At 66.5% G+C, this 15495-nt stretch carries 17 protein-coding genes; 13 read left to right on the top strand and 4 right to left on the bottom strand.

The genetic code is table 11. From position 1 onward, the window contains the following. Positions 1–91 precede the first annotated feature (91 nt). Positions 92–829 (bottom strand): 16S rRNA (uracil(1498)-N(3))-methyltransferase, encoded by a 738-nt coding sequence (locus tag N5D91_RS07690; protein ID WP_110713254.1) that lies wholly within the window; start codon positions 827–829, stop codon positions 92–94. Further along, positions 820–2211 carry an adenosylmethionine--8-amino-7-oxononanoate transaminase gene (bioA, locus tag N5D91_RS07685; protein ID WP_219629556.1) on the bottom strand — a complete coding sequence of 464 codons (1392 nt, stop codon included), beginning with the start codon at positions 2209–2211 and terminating at the stop codon, positions 820–822. The genes N5D91_RS07690 and bioA overlap by 10 nt, the downstream gene beginning before the upstream one ends. Before the next feature lie 77 nt (positions 2212–2288). On the opposite strand from bioA, the gene nudE reads away from it, so the two are divergent. The 10 genes from nudE (at position 2289) to N5D91_RS07635 (ending at position 9793) form a co-directional block, all read left to right on the top strand. Beyond that, on the top strand, positions 2289–2852 hold the full coding sequence (gene nudE, locus N5D91_RS07680) for an ADP compounds hydrolase NudE (protein ID WP_110713251.1): 564 nt from the start codon (positions 2289–2291) through the stop codon (positions 2850–2852). Next, on the top strand, positions 2849–3652 hold the full coding sequence (cysQ, locus tag N5D91_RS07675; RefSeq protein ID WP_032130106.1) for a 3'(2'),5'-bisphosphate nucleotidase CysQ: 804 nt from the start codon (positions 2849–2851) through the stop codon (positions 3650–3652). Before nudE ends, cysQ begins: the two co-directional genes overlap by 4 nt. A 13-nt stretch (positions 3653–3665) precedes the next feature. Beyond that, positions 3666–4505 (top strand): nucleoside triphosphate pyrophosphohydrolase, encoded by an 840-nt coding sequence (mazG, locus tag N5D91_RS07670; RefSeq protein WP_180847644.1) that lies wholly within the window; start codon positions 3666–3668, stop codon positions 4503–4505. After that, positions 4502–4831: a YnfA family protein gene (locus N5D91_RS07665; protein ID WP_180855007.1), complete on the top strand. Its 330-nt coding sequence runs from the start codon at positions 4502–4504 to the stop codon at positions 4829–4831. The genes mazG and N5D91_RS07665 overlap by 4 nt, the downstream gene beginning before the upstream one ends. A 147-nt stretch (positions 4832–4978) precedes the next feature. Continuing rightward, positions 4979–5281, top strand: coding sequence for a DUF962 domain-containing protein (locus N5D91_RS07660; protein WP_197611683.1), 303 nt, complete (start codon positions 4979–4981; stop codon positions 5279–5281). A 66-nt stretch (positions 5282–5347) separates the two neighbouring features. After that, a complete protein-coding gene (locus N5D91_RS07655) occupies positions 5348–6307 on the top strand; it encodes an SPFH domain-containing protein (protein ID WP_110713245.1) in 960 nt (319 codons plus the stop codon). Position 6308: 1 nt separating this feature from the next. Continuing rightward, on the top strand, positions 6309–6752 hold the full coding sequence (locus N5D91_RS07650; RefSeq protein ID WP_110713244.1) for an NfeD family protein: 444 nt from the start codon (positions 6309–6311) through the stop codon (positions 6750–6752). Between the two features lie 144 nt (positions 6753–6896). Further along, on the top strand, positions 6897–8009 hold the full coding sequence (gcvT, locus tag N5D91_RS07645) for a glycine cleavage system aminomethyltransferase GcvT (protein WP_180855006.1): 1113 nt from the start codon (positions 6897–6899) through the stop codon (positions 8007–8009). Positions 8010–8103: 94 nt separating this feature from the next. Then, positions 8104–8499, top strand: coding sequence for a glycine cleavage system protein GcvH (gene gcvH / locus N5D91_RS07640; protein WP_005410701.1), 396 nt, complete (start codon positions 8104–8106; stop codon positions 8497–8499). A gap of 775 nt (positions 8500–9274) precedes the next feature. Continuing rightward, on the top strand, positions 9275–9793 hold the full coding sequence (locus N5D91_RS07635) for a hypothetical protein (RefSeq protein WP_279908807.1): 519 nt from the start codon (positions 9275–9277) through the stop codon (positions 9791–9793). Positions 9794–9913: 120 nt separating this feature from the next. On the opposite strand, the gene N5D91_RS07630 is transcribed toward N5D91_RS07635, so the two are convergent. Beyond that, entirely contained in the window at positions 9914–10807 is an 894-nt protein-coding gene (locus N5D91_RS07630) for a LysR family transcriptional regulator (protein ID WP_110713241.1), read from the bottom strand. A 114-nt stretch (positions 10808–10921) separates the two neighbouring features. Between N5D91_RS07630 and N5D91_RS07625 the strand changes: the two genes are divergently transcribed. Continuing rightward, entirely contained in the window at positions 10922–11680 is a 759-nt protein-coding gene (locus N5D91_RS07625) for an SDR family oxidoreductase (protein WP_110714366.1), read from the top strand. Between the two features lie 131 nt (positions 11681–11811). Here the strand turns inward: N5D91_RS07625 and N5D91_RS07620 are convergent, their stop codons facing one another. Continuing rightward, the gene (locus N5D91_RS07620) at positions 11812–13212 is read right to left on the bottom strand and encodes a serine hydrolase domain-containing protein (protein WP_153855734.1); all 1401 of its coding nucleotides are present in this window, start codon (positions 13210–13212) and stop codon (positions 11812–11814) included. A 324-nt stretch (positions 13213–13536) separates the two neighbouring features. Between N5D91_RS07620 and N5D91_RS07615 the strand changes: the two genes are divergently transcribed. After that, positions 13537–14826, top strand: coding sequence for an MFS transporter (locus N5D91_RS07615; RefSeq protein WP_180855010.1), 1290 nt, complete (start codon positions 13537–13539; stop codon positions 14824–14826). A 73-nt stretch (positions 14827–14899) separates the two neighbouring features. Beyond that, positions 14900–15250: a DUF1304 domain-containing protein gene (locus N5D91_RS07610; RefSeq protein ID WP_180855005.1), complete on the top strand. Its 351-nt coding sequence runs from the start codon at positions 14900–14902 to the stop codon at positions 15248–15250. The last annotated feature ends 245 nt before the right edge of the window (positions 15251–15495 follow it).

Below are 15495 nucleotides of genomic sequence, written 5' to 3'. Positions count from 1 at the left end.
CCGGTCGGATTCCCGGTAGTGCCGGCTGCTGGCCGGCAGCCTCATGATCCCGTGGATGCCAGCCTGCGGCCGGCACTACCACGAATCAGCCTCAGCCCAGATCGCCCAACCGCGCCTGCAGTGCTGCAATCGCGGCCAGGCCGGCGGTTTCGGTGCGCAGAATGCGCGGGCCCAGCTGCAGGCCCTGGAACCCCGCCGCCGCCAGTTGATCCCGGTCGCGCGGCGACCAGCCGCCTTCCGGACCGATCGCGATCACGATGCCCCCGACGGGTGCGGCGTCCAGCGTCGACAGCCGGTGCGCGCCTTGCGGGTCCAGGGTCAACCGAAGCGTATCCACCGGCAGCGCCGCTGCCGCCTGCGCAAGCGACAGCGGCGGGCCCACCTGCGGAATGCGCGCGCGCCCGGACTGGCCACAGGCTGAGGTCACCACGTTGTTCCAGTGCGCCACGCGCTTCTCCGCCCGTGCTGCATCGAGCTTCACCTCGGTACGCTCGGCGTTGACCGGAATGATCGCCGCCACGCCCAGTTCGGTGGCCTTCTGCAGGATCAGGTCCATCTTCTCGCCGCGGGCGATACCCTGCAGCAGAGTGATCGCCAGCGGCGATTCAGTGTCGATGGCCTGCACGGCGTCGATGCGGACCTGTACCTCGCGCTTGCCGGCCACGGTCAGGGTGGCGCTGTAGTCGTGGCCGTCACCGTTGAACAGTACGCAGGTATCGCCCTCGCGCAGGCGCATCACCCGCACCAGGTGGTTGGCCGTCTCTTCCGGCAGGGTCACGGTCTGGCCGCTGTGCAGCGCCAGGTCGATGGGACAGCGGGTCACGCGCATGCAATCGCCTCGTCAATCGCTGCCAGCGTGGTATGTGCCAGCAGCTCCAGTTGTTCGTCATCCACGCAGTAGGGTGGCATCCAGTACAGCACGTCGCCCAGTGGTCGCAGCACCACACCGCGCTTCAGCGCGGCCTTGTAGGCGTGCAGGCCCAGCCGCAGCGCCGGGTCGAACGGGGTGCGCTTGTTGCCGTCGCGCGACAGCTCGAACGCCACCACCATGCCCGCCTGGCGCACGTCGGCCACGTGCGGATGGTCGCTGAACGGTGCAGCCAGCGTGCCCATCACCGAGGCGATGCCGCGGTTGCGGGCGATCACATCGTCGTCGCGGAAGATGTCCAGCGTCGCCAGCGCGGCCGCGCAGGCCAGCGGGTTGCCGGTGTAGCTGTGCGAGTGCAGGAACGCGCGCTCGCGCGAGTCGTCGAGGAAGGCGTCGTACAGTGCCTGCGTCGCCAGCACGGCGGCCAGTGGCAGGAAGCCGCCGGTCAGGCCCTTGGACAGGCACATCAGGTCCGGCATCACCCCGGCCTGCTCGCAGGCGAACAGGGTGCCGGTGCGGCCGAAGCCGGTGGCGATCTCGTCGGCGATCATGAACGCGCCGTGGGCATCGCACAGTTCGCGCACGCGCTGCAGGTACACCGGGTCATGCATGCGCATGCCGCCCGCGCACTGCAGGCGAGGTTCCAGGATTACCGCGCAGATCTCGCCCGGATGCTGGTCGAACAGCGTGGCCAGTCCATCCGCCGCCTGCCGCGCGCGATCGGCTGCGCTTTGGCCGGGCTCGGCCAGGTAAGCGTCGGGCGAGGGCGCGAACAGTCCTTCGGCCAGCAGCGGCGCGTAGACGCGGCGATACAGCGGGATGTCACCCAGCGCGAGCGCGCCCAGGGTTTCGCCGTGGTAGCCGTTTTCGAGTGCGATGAAGCGCGTGCGCCGCGGCTCGCCACGGTTCTGGAAATACTGGAAGGCCATCTTCAGCGCCACTTCCACGCCGGCGGAACCGTTGTCGGCGTAGAACACCTTGGCCAGCGGTTCGCGGCCAGGCTGGCGCGGGGCCAGCGCCAGCAGGCGTTCGGCCAGGGTGATGGCCGGCTCATGGCCGAAGCCGGCCAGCATCACCTGTTCCAGCTGCGTGGCCTGGGCGGCGATGGCGCCACCGATGCGCGGTTCGGCATGGCCGAACAGGTTGGTCCACCAGCTGCTGACCGCATCCAGATAGCGGTTGCCGTCGTGGTCGATCAGCCAGGCACCTTCGCCGCGGGCGATCGGTACCAGCGGCAGGGTGTCCGGGTGTTCACGCATCTGCGTGCACGGGTGCCACAGCACCTGCAGGTCGCGCTGCCGCCAGTGCTGGGCCAGCGGGGAAGGGGTTGGGTCTGCTAGCATTTCGGGCTCATGAACATGTTGCTGCCTGCACATTCTATCGGCCCCGGCGCAGGCGCCGGCCGCCGCGGAGATTCCGCATGAACGATGACCGTGCCGGCCGTCGCTTGCCGATCATCCATCGGATCACCGATGAGGAGAACGGTCCCTTCCAGCGCCAGCACCTGGACCTGGAGTTCTCCAACGGCGAACGCCGCCGCTTCGAGCGCCTGGTCAGCAGGGGGCATGGTGCGGTGGTGGTGGTGCCGATGCTCGATGACGAGACCGTACTGCTGGTACGTGAATACGCGGCCGGCATGCACCGCTACGAGCTGGGCCTGGTCAAGGGCCGGATCGATGCCGGCGAGACGCCGGAGCAGGCGGCCGACCGCGAACTGAAGGAAGAGGCCGGTTACGGCGCGCGCCGGGTGGACGTGCTGCGCGCGATGACCCTGGCCCCGACCTACATGAGCCACCAGTCGTGGTTGGTGGTGGCGCGCGACCTGTACCCGGAAAAGCTGGCCGGCGACGAGCCGGAAGAACTGGAAGTCGTACCGTGGAGGCTGGCCGAGCTGGACCAGCTGATGCTGCGCGAAGACTTCTCCGAGGGACGCTCGCTGGCAGCGCTGTTCATCGCCCGCCAGTGGCTGCAGGGAACGCGATGATCAAACTGACCACGGACCTGCGCGAGACCGCCATCGCCATTGCCCAGGAAGCCGGACAGGCCATCATGCAGGTCTATGCCGATGGCTTCGATGTGCAGATCAAGGATGACAACAGCCCGGTCACCGCAGCCGACCTGGCCGCCAACCAGGTGATCGAGCAGGGCCTGCAGCAGCTGACCCCGGATCTGCCGATCCTGTCCGAGGAATCGGCGCAGGTCCCCTGGGAACAGCGCCGCCACTGGGGCGCCTACTGGCTGGTCGATCCGCTCGATGGCACCCGTGAGTTCGTCAAGCGCAACGGCGAGTTCAGCGTCAATATCGCGCTGATCTACCAGGGCGCGCCGGCCTTCGGCGTGGTGCTGGCCCCGGTGACCGGCATCGTCTGGCATGCCATGCGCGGCGAGCTGGCGTATCGGCGCCAGGGCCTGCACGACACTGTGCTGCGTACCCGCACACCGGCCACCGCACCGTTGCGGGTTGCCGCCAGCCGCTCGCACCGGTCGCCGGAAACCGAAGCGCTGCTGGCGCGCATGGGCCGCATCGAGACCATCGCGCAGGGCTCGTCGCTGAAATTCTGCCGGATCGCCGAAGGTGGCCTGGATGTCTATCCGCGGCTGGGCCCGACCTCTGAATGGGATACCGCCGCCGGCCAGTGCGTACTGCACGCCGCCGGCGGTGCGGTACTGTCGGCAGCGACCGGCAAGCCGTTCCGCTACAACCGCCGCGAGACCCTGTTGAACGGCGATTTCATTGCCCTTGGTGATACCAGCCTGCCGTGGCGCGACTGGTTGTCCGATTGACCCTGGAGGCCGCATGAGCGCGCATGACACCCCCACCAGCGGCAGCGCCGCCGCCCATGAACTGGAACGCCTGCTGGCGATCATGGCGCGCCTGCGCGATCCGCAGGGCGGCTGCCCCTGGGACCTGGAGCAGAACTTCGCGACCATCGCGCCGTACACCATCGAGGAAGCCTACGAGGTGGCCGATGCGATCGACCGTGGCGATCTCGACGATCTCTGTGACGAGCTGGGCGACCTGCTGCTGCAGGTGGTGTTCCATGCGCGCATGGCCGAGGAGCAGGGCGCCTTTGCCTTCGCCGAAGTCGCACGCGCGATCAGCGACAAGATGCAGCGCCGCCATCCGCACGTGTTCGCCGACGTCAGCGTTGACGATGCCGACGGCGTGACGCGTAACTGGGAGGCGATCAAGCGCGCCGAGCGCGCGGCCAAGGGCGAGCAGGATACCTCCGCGCTGGCCGGCATCTCGCGCGGGCTGCCGGAATGGCAGCGGGCGGTGAAGCTGCAGTCGCGCGCGGCCAGGGTCGGCTTCGACTGGCCGGGCCCGTTGCCGGTGCTGGACAAGGCCGCCGAGGAACTGCAGGAGCTGCGCGAGGAGTTCGAGCGCGGCGACATCGCCGGCAACAAGGCGCGCCTGCAGGAAGAGCTGGGCGACCTGCTGTTCGTCTGCGCCAACCTGGCCCGCCACGCCGATATCGATCTGGGCGCGGCGCTGCGCGGGGCCAACCACAAGTTCGAACGCCGCTTCCGTGCGATGGAAGCGCAGGCCGACGCCCAGGGTGGGGCGCTGGCGTCGATGGACCTGGATGCGCAGGAAGCGCTGTGGCAGCACGCCAAGGCGGCGGAGAAGGCGTGAAGACGCTTGCGCTGTTCCTGCTGACCGCGCTGGCCGAAATCGTCGGCTGCTACCTGCCGTGGTTGTGGCTGCGCAAGGGTGGCAGCATCTGGCTGCTGCTGCCGGCGGCGGCCAGCCTTGCCCTGTTCGCGTGGCTGCTGACCCTGCATCCGACCGCCAGTGGCCGCGTCTATGCCGCCTACGGTGGCGTCTATATCGGTACCGCGCTGTTCTGGCTGTGGCTGGTCGACGGCATCCGCCCCAGCCGCTGGGACCTGCTCGGTGCAGCCCTGTGCCTGGCCGGCATGGCGGTGATCATGTTCGGGCCGCGCACGCCCCCGGTGTAGCGTCGAGCCATGCTCGACTGCTTCTGCCAGTATCCGTCGAGCCGAGGCAGCCGAGCATGGCTCGGCTCTCCAAGGGCAAGGATGCTCGCGCAGCGCTGCCGCCTCCGAAGGTGCATGATGTAGGCAGTGATGGCCCGGAGCACGCACATGTCCCGCTTCGCCAGCTTCCGTGAGTTCTACCCGTTCTATCTGGACGAGCACCGCCACCCGGTCTCGCGGCGCCTGCATTTCATCGGCAGCTGCGGCGTGCTGCTGCTGGTCGCGGTTGCCGTGCTGCGCGGCCAGCCGATGTTTCTGCTCGGTGCTCTGTTCTGCGGTTACGGATTCGCCTGGGTCGGCCATTTCTTCTTCGAGAAGAACCGCCCGGCTACCTTTCAGCACCCGCTGTATTCATTCATGGGCGACTGGGTGATGTTCGCCGACATCCTGCGTGGGCGGGTGCCCTGGTAGCCTCGCTGTGCCCGCCGTCCTCACGCGCTATGCTGGGGCCTGGGCGACATAGATAAGGAAAGCGCGATGTTCCCGACCATGTTCTTTACCGTCGTACTGGCCTTCGTGGCCGTGGTGATCCTGTTCAAGGCGGTGCGGATGGTGCCGCAGGGGTATGAATGGACCGTTGAGCGCTTCGGCCGCTACACCCACACCATGACGCCGGGCCTGCACTTCCTGATCCCAATCGTCTACGGGGTCGGGCGCAAGGTGAACATGATGGAACAGGTGCTGGATGTGCCCAGCCAGGAAGTGATCACCAAGGACAACGCGGCCGTGCGCGTGGACGGCGTGGTGTTCTTCCAGGTCCTGGATGCGGCCAAGGCCGCCTACGAGGTGGCCAACCTGGAAGTGGCCATGATCGCCCTGGTGCAGACCAACATCCGTACCGTGATCGGTTCGATGGACCTGGATGAATCGCTCAGCCAGCGCGAGGTGATCAATGCCCAGCTGCTGAGCGTGGTCGACCATGCCACCAATCCCTGGGGCGTGAAGGTCAACCGTATCGAGATCCGCGACATCCAGCCGCCACGCGATCTGCTGGATGCGATGGCGCGGCAGATGAAGGCCGAGCGCGAGAAGCGTGCGCAGATCCTCGAAGCGGAAGGTTCACGGCAGTCGGAGATCCTGCGCGCCGATGGCGAGAAGCAGGCCACCGTGCTGGAGGCTGAAGGCCGCCGCGAAGCCGCGTTCCGCGATGCCGAGGCGCGCGAACGCCTGGCCGAGGCCGAAGCGATGGCGACCAAGGTGGTGTCGGCAGCGATCGCCGAGGGTGACGTGCAGGCGATCAACTACTTTGTCGCGCAGAAGTACGTGGAAGCGTTCAAGGAACTGGCCAGTTCACCGAACCAGAAGCTGGTGCTGATGCCGATGGAGGCCAGTGGCGTGATCGGCTCGATCGCAGGCGTGGCCGAACTGGCAAAACAGGCGCTGGCCAGCCAGGACAACAAGGCCGCCGACAAGCGGCCGCCGCCGCTCGGAGGCTGACATGCGCTGGGAAGTCGTCGGTTGGGGTGCGTTGGCGCTGCTGCTGTTCGCGGCCGAAGCGCTGGCGCCGGGTGCATTCATGCTGTGGATCGGCATTGGTGCGGCAGCGGTGTTCGTACTGGTTGCGGTGTTCAGTGACATTCCGCTGTTGTGGCAGGTGATTGCTTTCGTCCTGCTGAGCGTGGTCTCGATCCAGTGCTACCGTCGCTGGGGGCGACCGCGGGCACGGCCCAGCGATGCGCCGCTGCTCAACCGCCGCACGGAGCAGTTGATCGGCCGGGAGGTCGCACTGCAGCAGGCCATCGTCGGCGGCCAGGGACGGGTCAGCATCGATGATGCGTCCTGGCAGGTGAGTGGACCGGATCTGCAGGCCGGCAGCCTGGTACGGGTGGTGGCGGTGCAGGGCAGCACGCTACGGGTCGAGGCTGCAGACCGTCCCCTGTAGAGCCGAGCCCACGCTCGGCTCCTGCACGAAGAGCAGCCGAGCGTGGGCTCGGCTCTACAGCTCGCCCGCTGCGCGGCGGCACGCCTGCGGGCGACCGATCTGGGATAATGGGGATTCTTGTTTCCTCTGCTGCCGGACCCGGTCATGACCCAGAAGACGCTGCTCAACGATACCCACCGCGCCCTTGGCGCCAAGATGGTCGATTTCGGGGGTTGGGACATGCCCATCCACTACGGCTCGCAGCTCGACGAGCACCACCTGGTGCGTCGCGAGTCCGGTGTATTCGACGTCAGCCACATGACCGTGGTCGACCTGCACGGTGACCAGGTCAAGCCGTTCCTGCGCCACCTGCTGGCCAACTCGGTCGACAAGCTGAAGGTGACCGGCAAGGCACTGTATTCGTGCATGCTGAATCCGCGCGGCGGCGTCATCGATGACCTGATCGTCTACTACCTGGGCGACGATTTCTTCCGCATGGTGGTCAATGCCTCCACCCGCGAGAAGGACCTGGCCTGGCTGCGTGAGCAGGCTGCGCCGTTCGGCGTTTCGGTCGAACAGCGCCCGGACCTGGCCATCCTCGCCGTGCAGGGCCCGCAGGCACGCGACATCGTCATCGGCCTGGCCCGCGAAAGCGATCGCGCAACGCTGGCCAAGCTGGGCCGTTTCGCCGCCCTGCAGGTGCAGTCGGACGACGCTGTCGAGCTGTTTGTCGCTCGCACCGGGTACACCGGTGAGGACGGTTTCGAGATCCTGCTGCCGCAGGATGCCGTGGTCGCGTTCTGGAACCGCCTGCTGGCGGCAGGCGTGAAGCCGGCCGGCCTCGGCGCGCGCGACACCTTGCGCCTCGAAGCTGGCATGAACCTGTACGGCCAGGACATGGACGAAGAGATCAGCCCGTACGAAGCGGCACTGGCCTGGACCGTGTCGCTGGACGAAGGCCGCGACTTCATCGGCCGCGACGTGCTGGAAGCGCAGAAGGCCGCTGGCACCGCACGCCAGATGATCGGCCTGGTGATGGACGAGAAGGGCGTGCTGCGCCACGGCCAGGCGGTGACCACCGCGAGCGGCCAGGGCGAGATCCTGTCCGGCACCTTCTCGCCGACCCTGGCCAAGGGCATCGCCTTCGCCCGCGTGCCGGCCGGTGAGCTTGGCGAGGTCACCGTCGACATCCGCGGCCGGCAGGTGCCGGTGCGCGTGGTCAAGTTCCCGTTCGTGCGCGAAGGCCAGGCCCAGCCCGGCGTGTTGGCCGACGCCTGATCCGAACATGCCGGTCGTCACTGACAGCAGTGGCGGCCGGTTGGTTACACTAGCCCCGTTTTTTCCACCCCCTGCATATCTCTGGAGCAGTCCCATGAGCGAGATCCCCGGCGACCTCAAGTTCCTCAAGTCCCATGAGTGGGCCCGTGTCGAAGGCAATGGCCGCGTCACCGTCGGTATTTCCGACCACGCCCAGGGCCTGCTGGGTGACCTGGTCTACGTCGAACTGCCGGAAGTCGGCGCCGACGCCAAGGCCGGCGAACAGATCGCCGTCGTCGAGTCGGTGAAGGCCGCCTCGGACGTCTACAGCCCGATCAGCGGCAAGGTGGTCGAGGTCAACTCGGCCCTGTCCGACAAGCCAGAAACCATCAACGAAGATGCCTACGGCGAAGGCTGGATGTTCGTGGTTGAACTGACCAACGCCGAAGAGGTCAACGAACTGCTGGACCCGGACGCGTACGCCGAAGCCCTGGAGAACGACGACCACTGAGTCGCCGCTTCCTGGTTCGGACACGGCCACCTTCGGGTGGCCGTTTTTGTTTTGGCGAGTGCATCGGACTCATGACGCGGGGTTCGCTCCGCACCCTCGATGCGGCATCAGCAGACCCGCGAACGGCACCGAGGGGTGCGCGCAGTTTTGCGCAAATCCGCGTTTCCACCCCGCGCCGACGCGTCCGGATGTGAAAACTTTTCGCCCCCCGTTGCGGTGCCGTTGTGCTGGCGTTGGTGCTGGCGGCGACGGCTGCCGGCGCTGCATGCGTGCAACGGTGCCCAGCGCGTGTGCGTCTGCGCGGAGTGCTTATTTCAAGTGCTTTTTGTTCAACTTCTGCGTTGCTGTGGTTGCGGTCAACGTGCGTGCGTGGCGCGTTGATGGTCGTTGCAGGCGCGGTGTGGTGACCGTGCAGGCGGCACCGTGGATGGCGCGGATGTGAAAATTTTTCGCGGGGGTTGTTGACAGTAAAAAAAACCGTGATTAGGTTTCGCCTCAGCAGACCTTGCCTGCCCAACCGAGTGCGCAGAATCAATCGTCCGATGCGAAGCAGCCCCTTCAAGACCACCGCGACCCAGATGACGGTGGACATGGCCCCGCTTCCCCCGGAGAAATGCAAGGCAACTCCCGTTCCGATGCCCGCTCCGCCGATCGAGGCGGGCATTGCCGCATCCGTAACGGCGCGCCTGACGCGCCGGCGGTCCCCGCACGCAGCATCCGCGGGTTTGATCCACCTGGGCGTTTCAACTCCCTATCACTGACGAGGAGCCATCCCATGGCAACCAAGAAAGCTGCGAAGAAGAAGCCCGCCGCCAAGAAAGCGGTGAAGAAGGTCGCGAAGAAGGCCGCTGCCAAGAAGGCAGTGAAGAAGGTCGCGAAGAAGGCGACCGCCAAGAAGGCAGTGAAGAAGGCTGCGAAGAAGGTCGCCAAGAAGACCACTGCGAAGAAGGCAGTGAAGAAGGCGGCGAAGAAGGTAGCCAAGAAGTCCACCGCCAAGAAGGCCGTCAAGAAGACCGCGAAGAAGGCCGTCAAGAAGGTAGCCAAGAAGACTGCCAAGAAGACTGCCAAGAAGGCAACGGCCCGCAAGCCGGCCAAGAAGGTCGCGAAGAAGGCCACTGCCAAGAAGGCCGTCAAGAAGACCGCCAAGAAGGCAGTGAAGAAGACCGCGAAGAAGGCCACCAAGAAGGCTGCCCCGAAGAAGGCAGCGAAGAAGGTTGCCAAGCGCAAGCCGGCCGCCCGCAAGAAGAAGGCCGCTCCGGTCGCTCTGCCGGCCACCCCGGCGCCGCTGATCTAAGTACTTCCCGATAGCCGCATCCTGAAACCCCCTTCCCCGGCTGCCCAGCGGGGAGGGGGTTTTTTTATGGGGCCGTTTGTAGGGTCGAGCCATGCTCGACTGCTTTTCTGGCGGTCGACGCTAGCGCTGCGGCGCTGGTGGGAAACGTTCCACCAGGAAGTCGATGAAGCTGCGCAGGCGGGTCGAGCGGTAGCGGTCGTGGGCGTAGACCAGGTGCATCGGTCGACCGGCCTGGCCATGTTCGGGGAACAGCGGCACCAGCCGACCTGCCTCGACATCCGCGGACAGCAGCAATGCCGATTGCAGGACGATGCCCATGCCATGCAATGCGGCCAAGCGCAGCGCCTCACCATTGTTGACCTGCAGCCGGCCGTCGGGCGTACGGACGAGTTCGCCAGCGTCGGCCTGCAGCCACTGCGCGAGTGCCGTCGGTTCGAAGGACAGGCACTGGTGCCGGGCAAGTGCCTGCAGGTTGGTGGGCGTGCCATGCCGGGCGAGGTACCCGGGGGAGGCGCACATCATCAGCCGGTAGGGCGCGAGTGCGCGCGCGACCAGCGTGCTGCTGTCGGCCAGCGTGCCGATGCGCAGCGCCGCTTCGAATCCTTCTTCGGCGAGGTCGACGACGCGGTCGGTCAGCGTCGCTTCGACCCGGACGCCAGGGTGGCGCGCCATGTAGTCGGCCAGTGCTGGCACCAGCGCATGCGTGCCGAAGATCACCGGTGCGCTGATGCGCAGCGTGCCTGCCGGTGCCAACTGCTGATGCTGGGCCTGGGCATCGGTTTCGTCCACCAGACGCAGGATCTCCCTGCAACGGGCGTAGTAGTCCTCGCCGAAGGGCGTCATATGCTGGCGCCGCGTGGTTCGGCTCAGCAGCTGCATGCCCAGGCGTGCTTCCAGTGCACGCAGGTGCTTGCCGGCCATCGTCGCGGAGATATCCAGTGCCGTAGCGGCGGCACTGAGACTGCCTTTGTCCACGATCAGCACGTAGACCTGCATGCTTTCCAGCAGGTTCATCTGACACTCCGGGTGTTGAATGCTGAAACCTGCGCGGAGTTTATCAATCAGGGGTGATCAAACAGCATGCACAGCACGCGCCGGATGTGCCGGCTGGCTGATTGGGAGAACAACATGGATCTGGGGCTTGAAGGGCGTACCGCGCTGGTCACCGGGGCGGGCAGTGGCATCGGTGCCGGTGTGGCCAGGCTGCTGGCGGCACAGGGCGCACGCATCGCGATCAGCGCCCGCCGCATCGAGCCGCTGCAGGCACTGGCGGCGGAGATCGAATCTGCAGGCGCGCCGGCACCGATCGTCCTGCTGGGCGACCTCACCGATGCGGAGCAGGTACGCCACATTGCGGATGCAGCCTCGGCGGCACTGACGCGTGTCGACATCCTCGTCAATGCGGCTGGAGGAGGCCGGCCGACCACGGTGGATGCGGGGGACGATGTCTGGGAGGAAGCCATGGCCTTGAACTTCTCTTCGGCGCGGCGCCTGACCCAGGCACTGCTGCCGGCGATGCAGGCGCAGGGCTGGGGGCGGGTGATCAACCTCAGCGGTTCAATGGAACCGCGCGCGGTGAATGCCGCCACGGCGGCGAAGGCGGCGTTGCATCTGTGGAGCAAAGGGCTGTCGTCGGCGCTGGCCTCACAGGGCATCACGGTCAATGCAATCGCGCCGGGACGGATCAACAGCGCACAGATCCGGGAGCGCCTGCATCCCACCGAGGAAAGCCGGCGTGAGTTCATCGAACGCAACATTCCGATCGGGCGTTTTGGTGATCCGGAGGAGGTGGCGCCGCTGGTGGCCTTCCTGGCCTCGCCCTTGGCCGCCTACATTACCGGCGCGGTGATTCCGGTGGATGGCGGCATGCACTACTTCGCGCATTAGCCTTCCGTTTGTAGAGGCGAGCCATGCTCGACGGCTTTGCCCGAACAGTCGGGCACGGCTCGACTCTACAAGAGCCAACAAAAAGGGCGACCCGCAGGCCGCCCTTCGCACACACGGTCGAGTCCGACAGATCAGCGCGGCGAAGCCACCGCGCGATTGCCCGAGGCACCCTTGCCCTTGCGCTTGTCCTGCTGCGCGGGACCCGCGCCCTCGGCCATCAGGTTGTCGCTGCCGAAGTCGGTGTCCACGTCCAGCCAGCGCTGCGTCGGCAGGCCCAGGGCGGAATCGAGCACGGTCGGCAGCAGGCCGCTGGGCAGGCCGCTTTCGCCGTTCCACATGATGGCGATGCCGAGATCGCGTTCCGGTACCAGCGCGACCAGGCCGCGGTAGCCCTGCACGGCACCGGCATGGAACACCACGTCGTGACCGGCGTAATCGAAGGTGCGCCAGCCCAGGGCGTAGCCGGCCGAGTGCAGGCGCTCGCGGCGCCAGCCCGAACGCATCTCGCCGGGGGTGTTGATCAGGCTGGAGTGCAGGGTGGCCAGCAACGGTGCCGGCAGCACATCGGGGCGATGGCCGGTGTGGGCCAGCAGCCACTGCGCCATGTCGCTGGCGCTGGCGTTGACGCCGGCTGCCGGGGCAACACGGTAGTAGGTCGGCTTCGGTGTCAGCGACACCCAGCCGTTGCGGCTGCGCACGTGCGGGCGCGCCCAGCGCGAGCTGGCCTGGATGCCGGCCAGGCCGAGGCTGGCGTCGTTCATGCCCAGCGGCTTGAAGATGCGGCGCTCGACCGACTGCTCGTAGAAGCTGCCGGAGGCGGCATAGACGACGTCGCCGATCAGGCTGAAGGCCACGTTCTGGTAGGCGTAGCAGTCGCCCGGCAGGCACTTCAGGCTGGTGTTGGCCAGCTTCTGGGTCAGCGAGTAGTACTCGGCATTGCCTTCGATGTCGCGGTCGTAGGCGTTGTAGGGCAGGCCGACGCGATGGCTGAGCACGTCGGCCACGGTCAGGCGATCGGTGGCTTCGGGCGAGTTGAGGCGGAAGCCGGGCACGTAGTCGGTGACCTTGCTGTCCCAGCGCAGGGTGCCGTCGTTGACCAGCAGGCCGGCCATGGTGCCGGCGAAGGCCTTGGACAGCGACGCCAGGCGGAACACGGTGTGGGCATCGACCGGCAGCGGGTTGTTGACGTCGGTGACGCCATAGCCGCGCGCACTGAGCACGCGGCCGCCCTGCACGATCGCCACCGCCATGCCGGGCACGCGCTCACCATAGGTGAGCTGCTGCGCCATTGATTCGATGTTGGCGACGTTGAAGCCAGCCGCCGGGGCCTGCACCTGCGGCACCAGGCCGGTGCGGTAGGCGGCTGGCTGGGTGTGGGCGACGGTGGGAGCCGTAGCGGATTCGATGTTGGTCGGCATCGGCGGCAATGCCGGCGGTGTCTGCGCGGTGGTGGACAAGGCAACGGGCATCAACATGCCCAGCAAACCGGTGGCCGCCGAACGGATCGGACGACGCAGGCTGTTCTTTTTCATCGGTTGGACCCGTGCGCGACTGCTGATGGCGATTCTAGCGCCGCTTTTCCCTTGTGCACAAACAAAGCGAAGATGAATGCGCATCTCGTTGAAAAAGTTGGAATTTTGACGCTCTCAAGGCGTGTATCGGAACGTGTCATCCGGACTCCTCATGACACTGCGTTGCAGCCTTCAAACGGCCTCCTGCTGGCGATGTTGCAGTGCATTGGCTAACGTACGCGCTTCACCGCCCCCGGAGCCTGCCATGCCGCTGTCCAACCGCCGTCTTCTGGCGAGGGACGCCGCGTGAGTGCGGTGCAGGGCAGGGGGCCGCTGCGGGGCCTGATGGTGGCGCTGCGCGAGTCGCCGGCGTTGTGGTGGTCGTTCCTGTATTTCTTCTGCCTGCTCAGCGGCTACTACGTGCTGCGCCCGGTGCGGGAGGCGATGGCCGCCTCGGCCGACCTGGAAACGGTGTTCCCGCCGATGCTCATTGCCTGGTTCGCCAGCCATGGCATCGCGCTCAAGGACTTCGTGCTGCAATTCCTGTTCTCCTGCGTGTTCGTGATCATGCTGGTGCTGCAGCCGGTGTACGGCTGGCTGGTCAGCCGCTTCCCGCGGCAGGTGTTCCTGCCGGCGGTGTATGGGTTCTTCATCGTCACCTTGCTGGGTTTCTACATACTGTTCGACAGCGGTGTGCCGGGCCGCGGCATGGCGTTCTTTTTCTGGATCACCGTCTTCAACCTGTTCGCGGTGGCGGTGTTCTGGAGCTTCATGGCCGATGTGTTTTCCAACGCGCAGGCACGTGCTTTCTACGGTTACATCGGCGCGGCCGGCACCATCGGTGCTTTTCTCGGTCCGATCATCACCGGTGCGCTGGTACAGCGCGTGGGCATCGCCAACCTGATGCTGGTTTCGGCCGGATTCCTCGCCATCTGCCTGTTGAGCATCTGGCGGCTACGGCACTGGGCGGTGCTGCGCGAGCAGGAGCAGCAGTTGGTATCCGGCGAGCAGCCGATGGGTGGCAGCGTGCTGGACGGCTTGAAACTGATCGTGCGTGAGCCGTTGCTGCGCTGGCTGGCGATCATGGTGGTGTTCGGTGTGGGCGTGGGCACCCTGTTGTACAACCAGCAGGCCAGCATCGTGCGTGCGGCGTTCAACGATGCAGGCGCTGCCACGGCCTTCTTCTCGCGTATCGACCTGGCGGTGAACGCACTGGCGCTGCTGATGCAGCTCGGCCTGACCCGCTGGCTGCTGTCGCGTCACGGCATCGCGCCGGCCCTGTTGATCCCTGGCTTTGCGATCCTGATCGGCTTCTCGGTGCTTGCCGCTTCACCCATGCCGTTGATGGTCGCAGTGGTGCAGGTGATGACCCGCGCCAGCGAGTTCGCATTGGCCAAGCCGGCACGCGAAACCATCTATACCCGCGTGGACCGGCAGTGGCGCTACAAGGCCGGTGCGGCCATCGATACCGTGGTGTACCGCGGCGCGGACCTGAGCTTTGCGTGGGTGCACAAGGGCTTGTCGCTGTTCGGTTCACACGTGGTGTTCATCGGTGGCGTGGTGGTTGCCGCGTGCATGACCGCCGCCGCATTCGGTGTGCTACGCGAAGAAAAGAAGCTTCCGCGCGACCGCTGAGCCGCGCGGGGTCGGATCCCTCTTCCACGGAGAGGGCTCTGACCCCATCACCCCATCCATCCAAGGAACCGCCATGTACTGGATCGCACTCGCCCTGACCCTGCTGGTCGCCCTGCTGCACGTCTATTTCCTGGTGCTGGAGATGTTCCTGTGGACCCGCCCGCTGGGCCTGAAGACCTTCCGCAACACGCCGGAGAAGGCAGAGGCCACGCGCGTGCTGGCGGCCAACCAGGGCCTGTACAACGGCTTCCTGGCGGCGGGCATCGTGGTGGGGCTGGTGATCGATCAGCCGGTGCTGGTGACGTTCTCGCTGGCCTGCGTGGTGGCGGCGGGGTGCTATGGCGCGTACAGCGTGAGCCGTCGCATTTTCATGATCCAGGCGCTGCCGGCGATCCTGGCGTTGGGGTTTCGCGCGGTGGCGTAGTTTCCAGCCAACGGCGCAGCCCCTCGTGGGATGGTCGCGTAGAGCGGGTCATGTGTTCGGTGTGGCGGGCGGGCCGTGCAGGGGACGCTGCAAGTACGTCCATGTAAGCTCGATGGCGCCATCCATGGCGCCAACGCCCCTGCACGGCCCACCCGCCACACCCCTGACAGTTTCCGTGCGCGGCCAGCCCACGGAGAAGAAAAAGAAGATCAACAGCAACAGCAAAAAGCGGCCGGTGGGCCGCT

Source organism: Stenotrophomonas sp. GD03794, from assembly GCF_029842145.1.
Taxonomy (GTDB): Bacteria; Pseudomonadota; Gammaproteobacteria; order Xanthomonadales; family Xanthomonadaceae; genus Stenotrophomonas; species Stenotrophomonas riyadhensis.
This window is presented reverse-complemented; position numbering and strand designations above follow the sequence as displayed.

What these genes read in the sequence shown, in the direction of transcription:
- N5D91_RS07650 (WP_110713244.1), top strand. Translation starts at nt 6,309, where the DNA reads ATGCGCTGGGAAGTCGTCGGTTGGGGTGCGTTGGCGCTGCTGCTGTTC.
- N5D91_RS07625 (WP_110714366.1), top strand. Translation starts at nt 10,922, where the DNA reads ATGGATCTGGGGCTTGAAGGGCGTACCGCGCTGGTCACCGGGGCGGGC.
- N5D91_RS07690 (WP_110713254.1), bottom strand. Translation starts at nt 829, where the DNA reads ATGCGCGTGACCCGCTGTCCCATCGACCTGGCGCTGCACAGCGGCCAG.
- bioA (WP_219629556.1), bottom strand. Translation starts at nt 2,211, where the DNA reads ATGCTAGCAGACCCAACCCCTTCCCCGCTGGCCCAGCACTGGCGGCAG.
- N5D91_RS07620 (WP_153855734.1), bottom strand. Translation starts at nt 13,212, where the DNA reads ATGAAAAAGAACAGCCTGCGTCGTCCGATCCGTTCGGCGGCCACCGGT.
- gcvH (WP_005410701.1), top strand. Translation starts at nt 8,104, where the DNA reads ATGAGCGAGATCCCCGGCGACCTCAAGTTCCTCAAGTCCCATGAGTGG.
- N5D91_RS07660 (WP_197611683.1), top strand. Translation starts at nt 4,979, where the DNA reads ATGTCCCGCTTCGCCAGCTTCCGTGAGTTCTACCCGTTCTATCTGGAC.
- N5D91_RS07630 (WP_110713241.1), bottom strand. Translation starts at nt 10,807, where the DNA reads ATGAACCTGCTGGAAAGCATGCAGGTCTACGTGCTGATCGTGGACAAA.
- N5D91_RS07615 (WP_180855010.1), top strand. Translation starts at nt 13,537, where the DNA reads ATGGTGGCGCTGCGCGAGTCGCCGGCGTTGTGGTGGTCGTTCCTGTAT.
- mazG (WP_180847644.1), top strand. Translation starts at nt 3,666, where the DNA reads ATGAGCGCGCATGACACCCCCACCAGCGGCAGCGCCGCCGCCCATGAA.
- N5D91_RS07610 (WP_180855005.1), top strand. Translation starts at nt 14,900, where the DNA reads ATGTACTGGATCGCACTCGCCCTGACCCTGCTGGTCGCCCTGCTGCAC.
- nudE (WP_110713251.1), top strand. Translation starts at nt 2,289, where the DNA reads ATGAACGATGACCGTGCCGGCCGTCGCTTGCCGATCATCCATCGGATC.
- cysQ (WP_032130106.1), top strand. Translation starts at nt 2,849, where the DNA reads ATGATCAAACTGACCACGGACCTGCGCGAGACCGCCATCGCCATTGCC.
- N5D91_RS07655 (WP_110713245.1), top strand. Translation starts at nt 5,348, where the DNA reads ATGTTCCCGACCATGTTCTTTACCGTCGTACTGGCCTTCGTGGCCGTG.
- N5D91_RS07635 (WP_279908807.1), top strand. Translation starts at nt 9,275, where the DNA reads ATGGCAACCAAGAAAGCTGCGAAGAAGAAGCCCGCCGCCAAGAAAGCG.
- gcvT (WP_180855006.1), top strand. Translation starts at nt 6,897, where the DNA reads ATGACCCAGAAGACGCTGCTCAACGATACCCACCGCGCCCTTGGCGCC.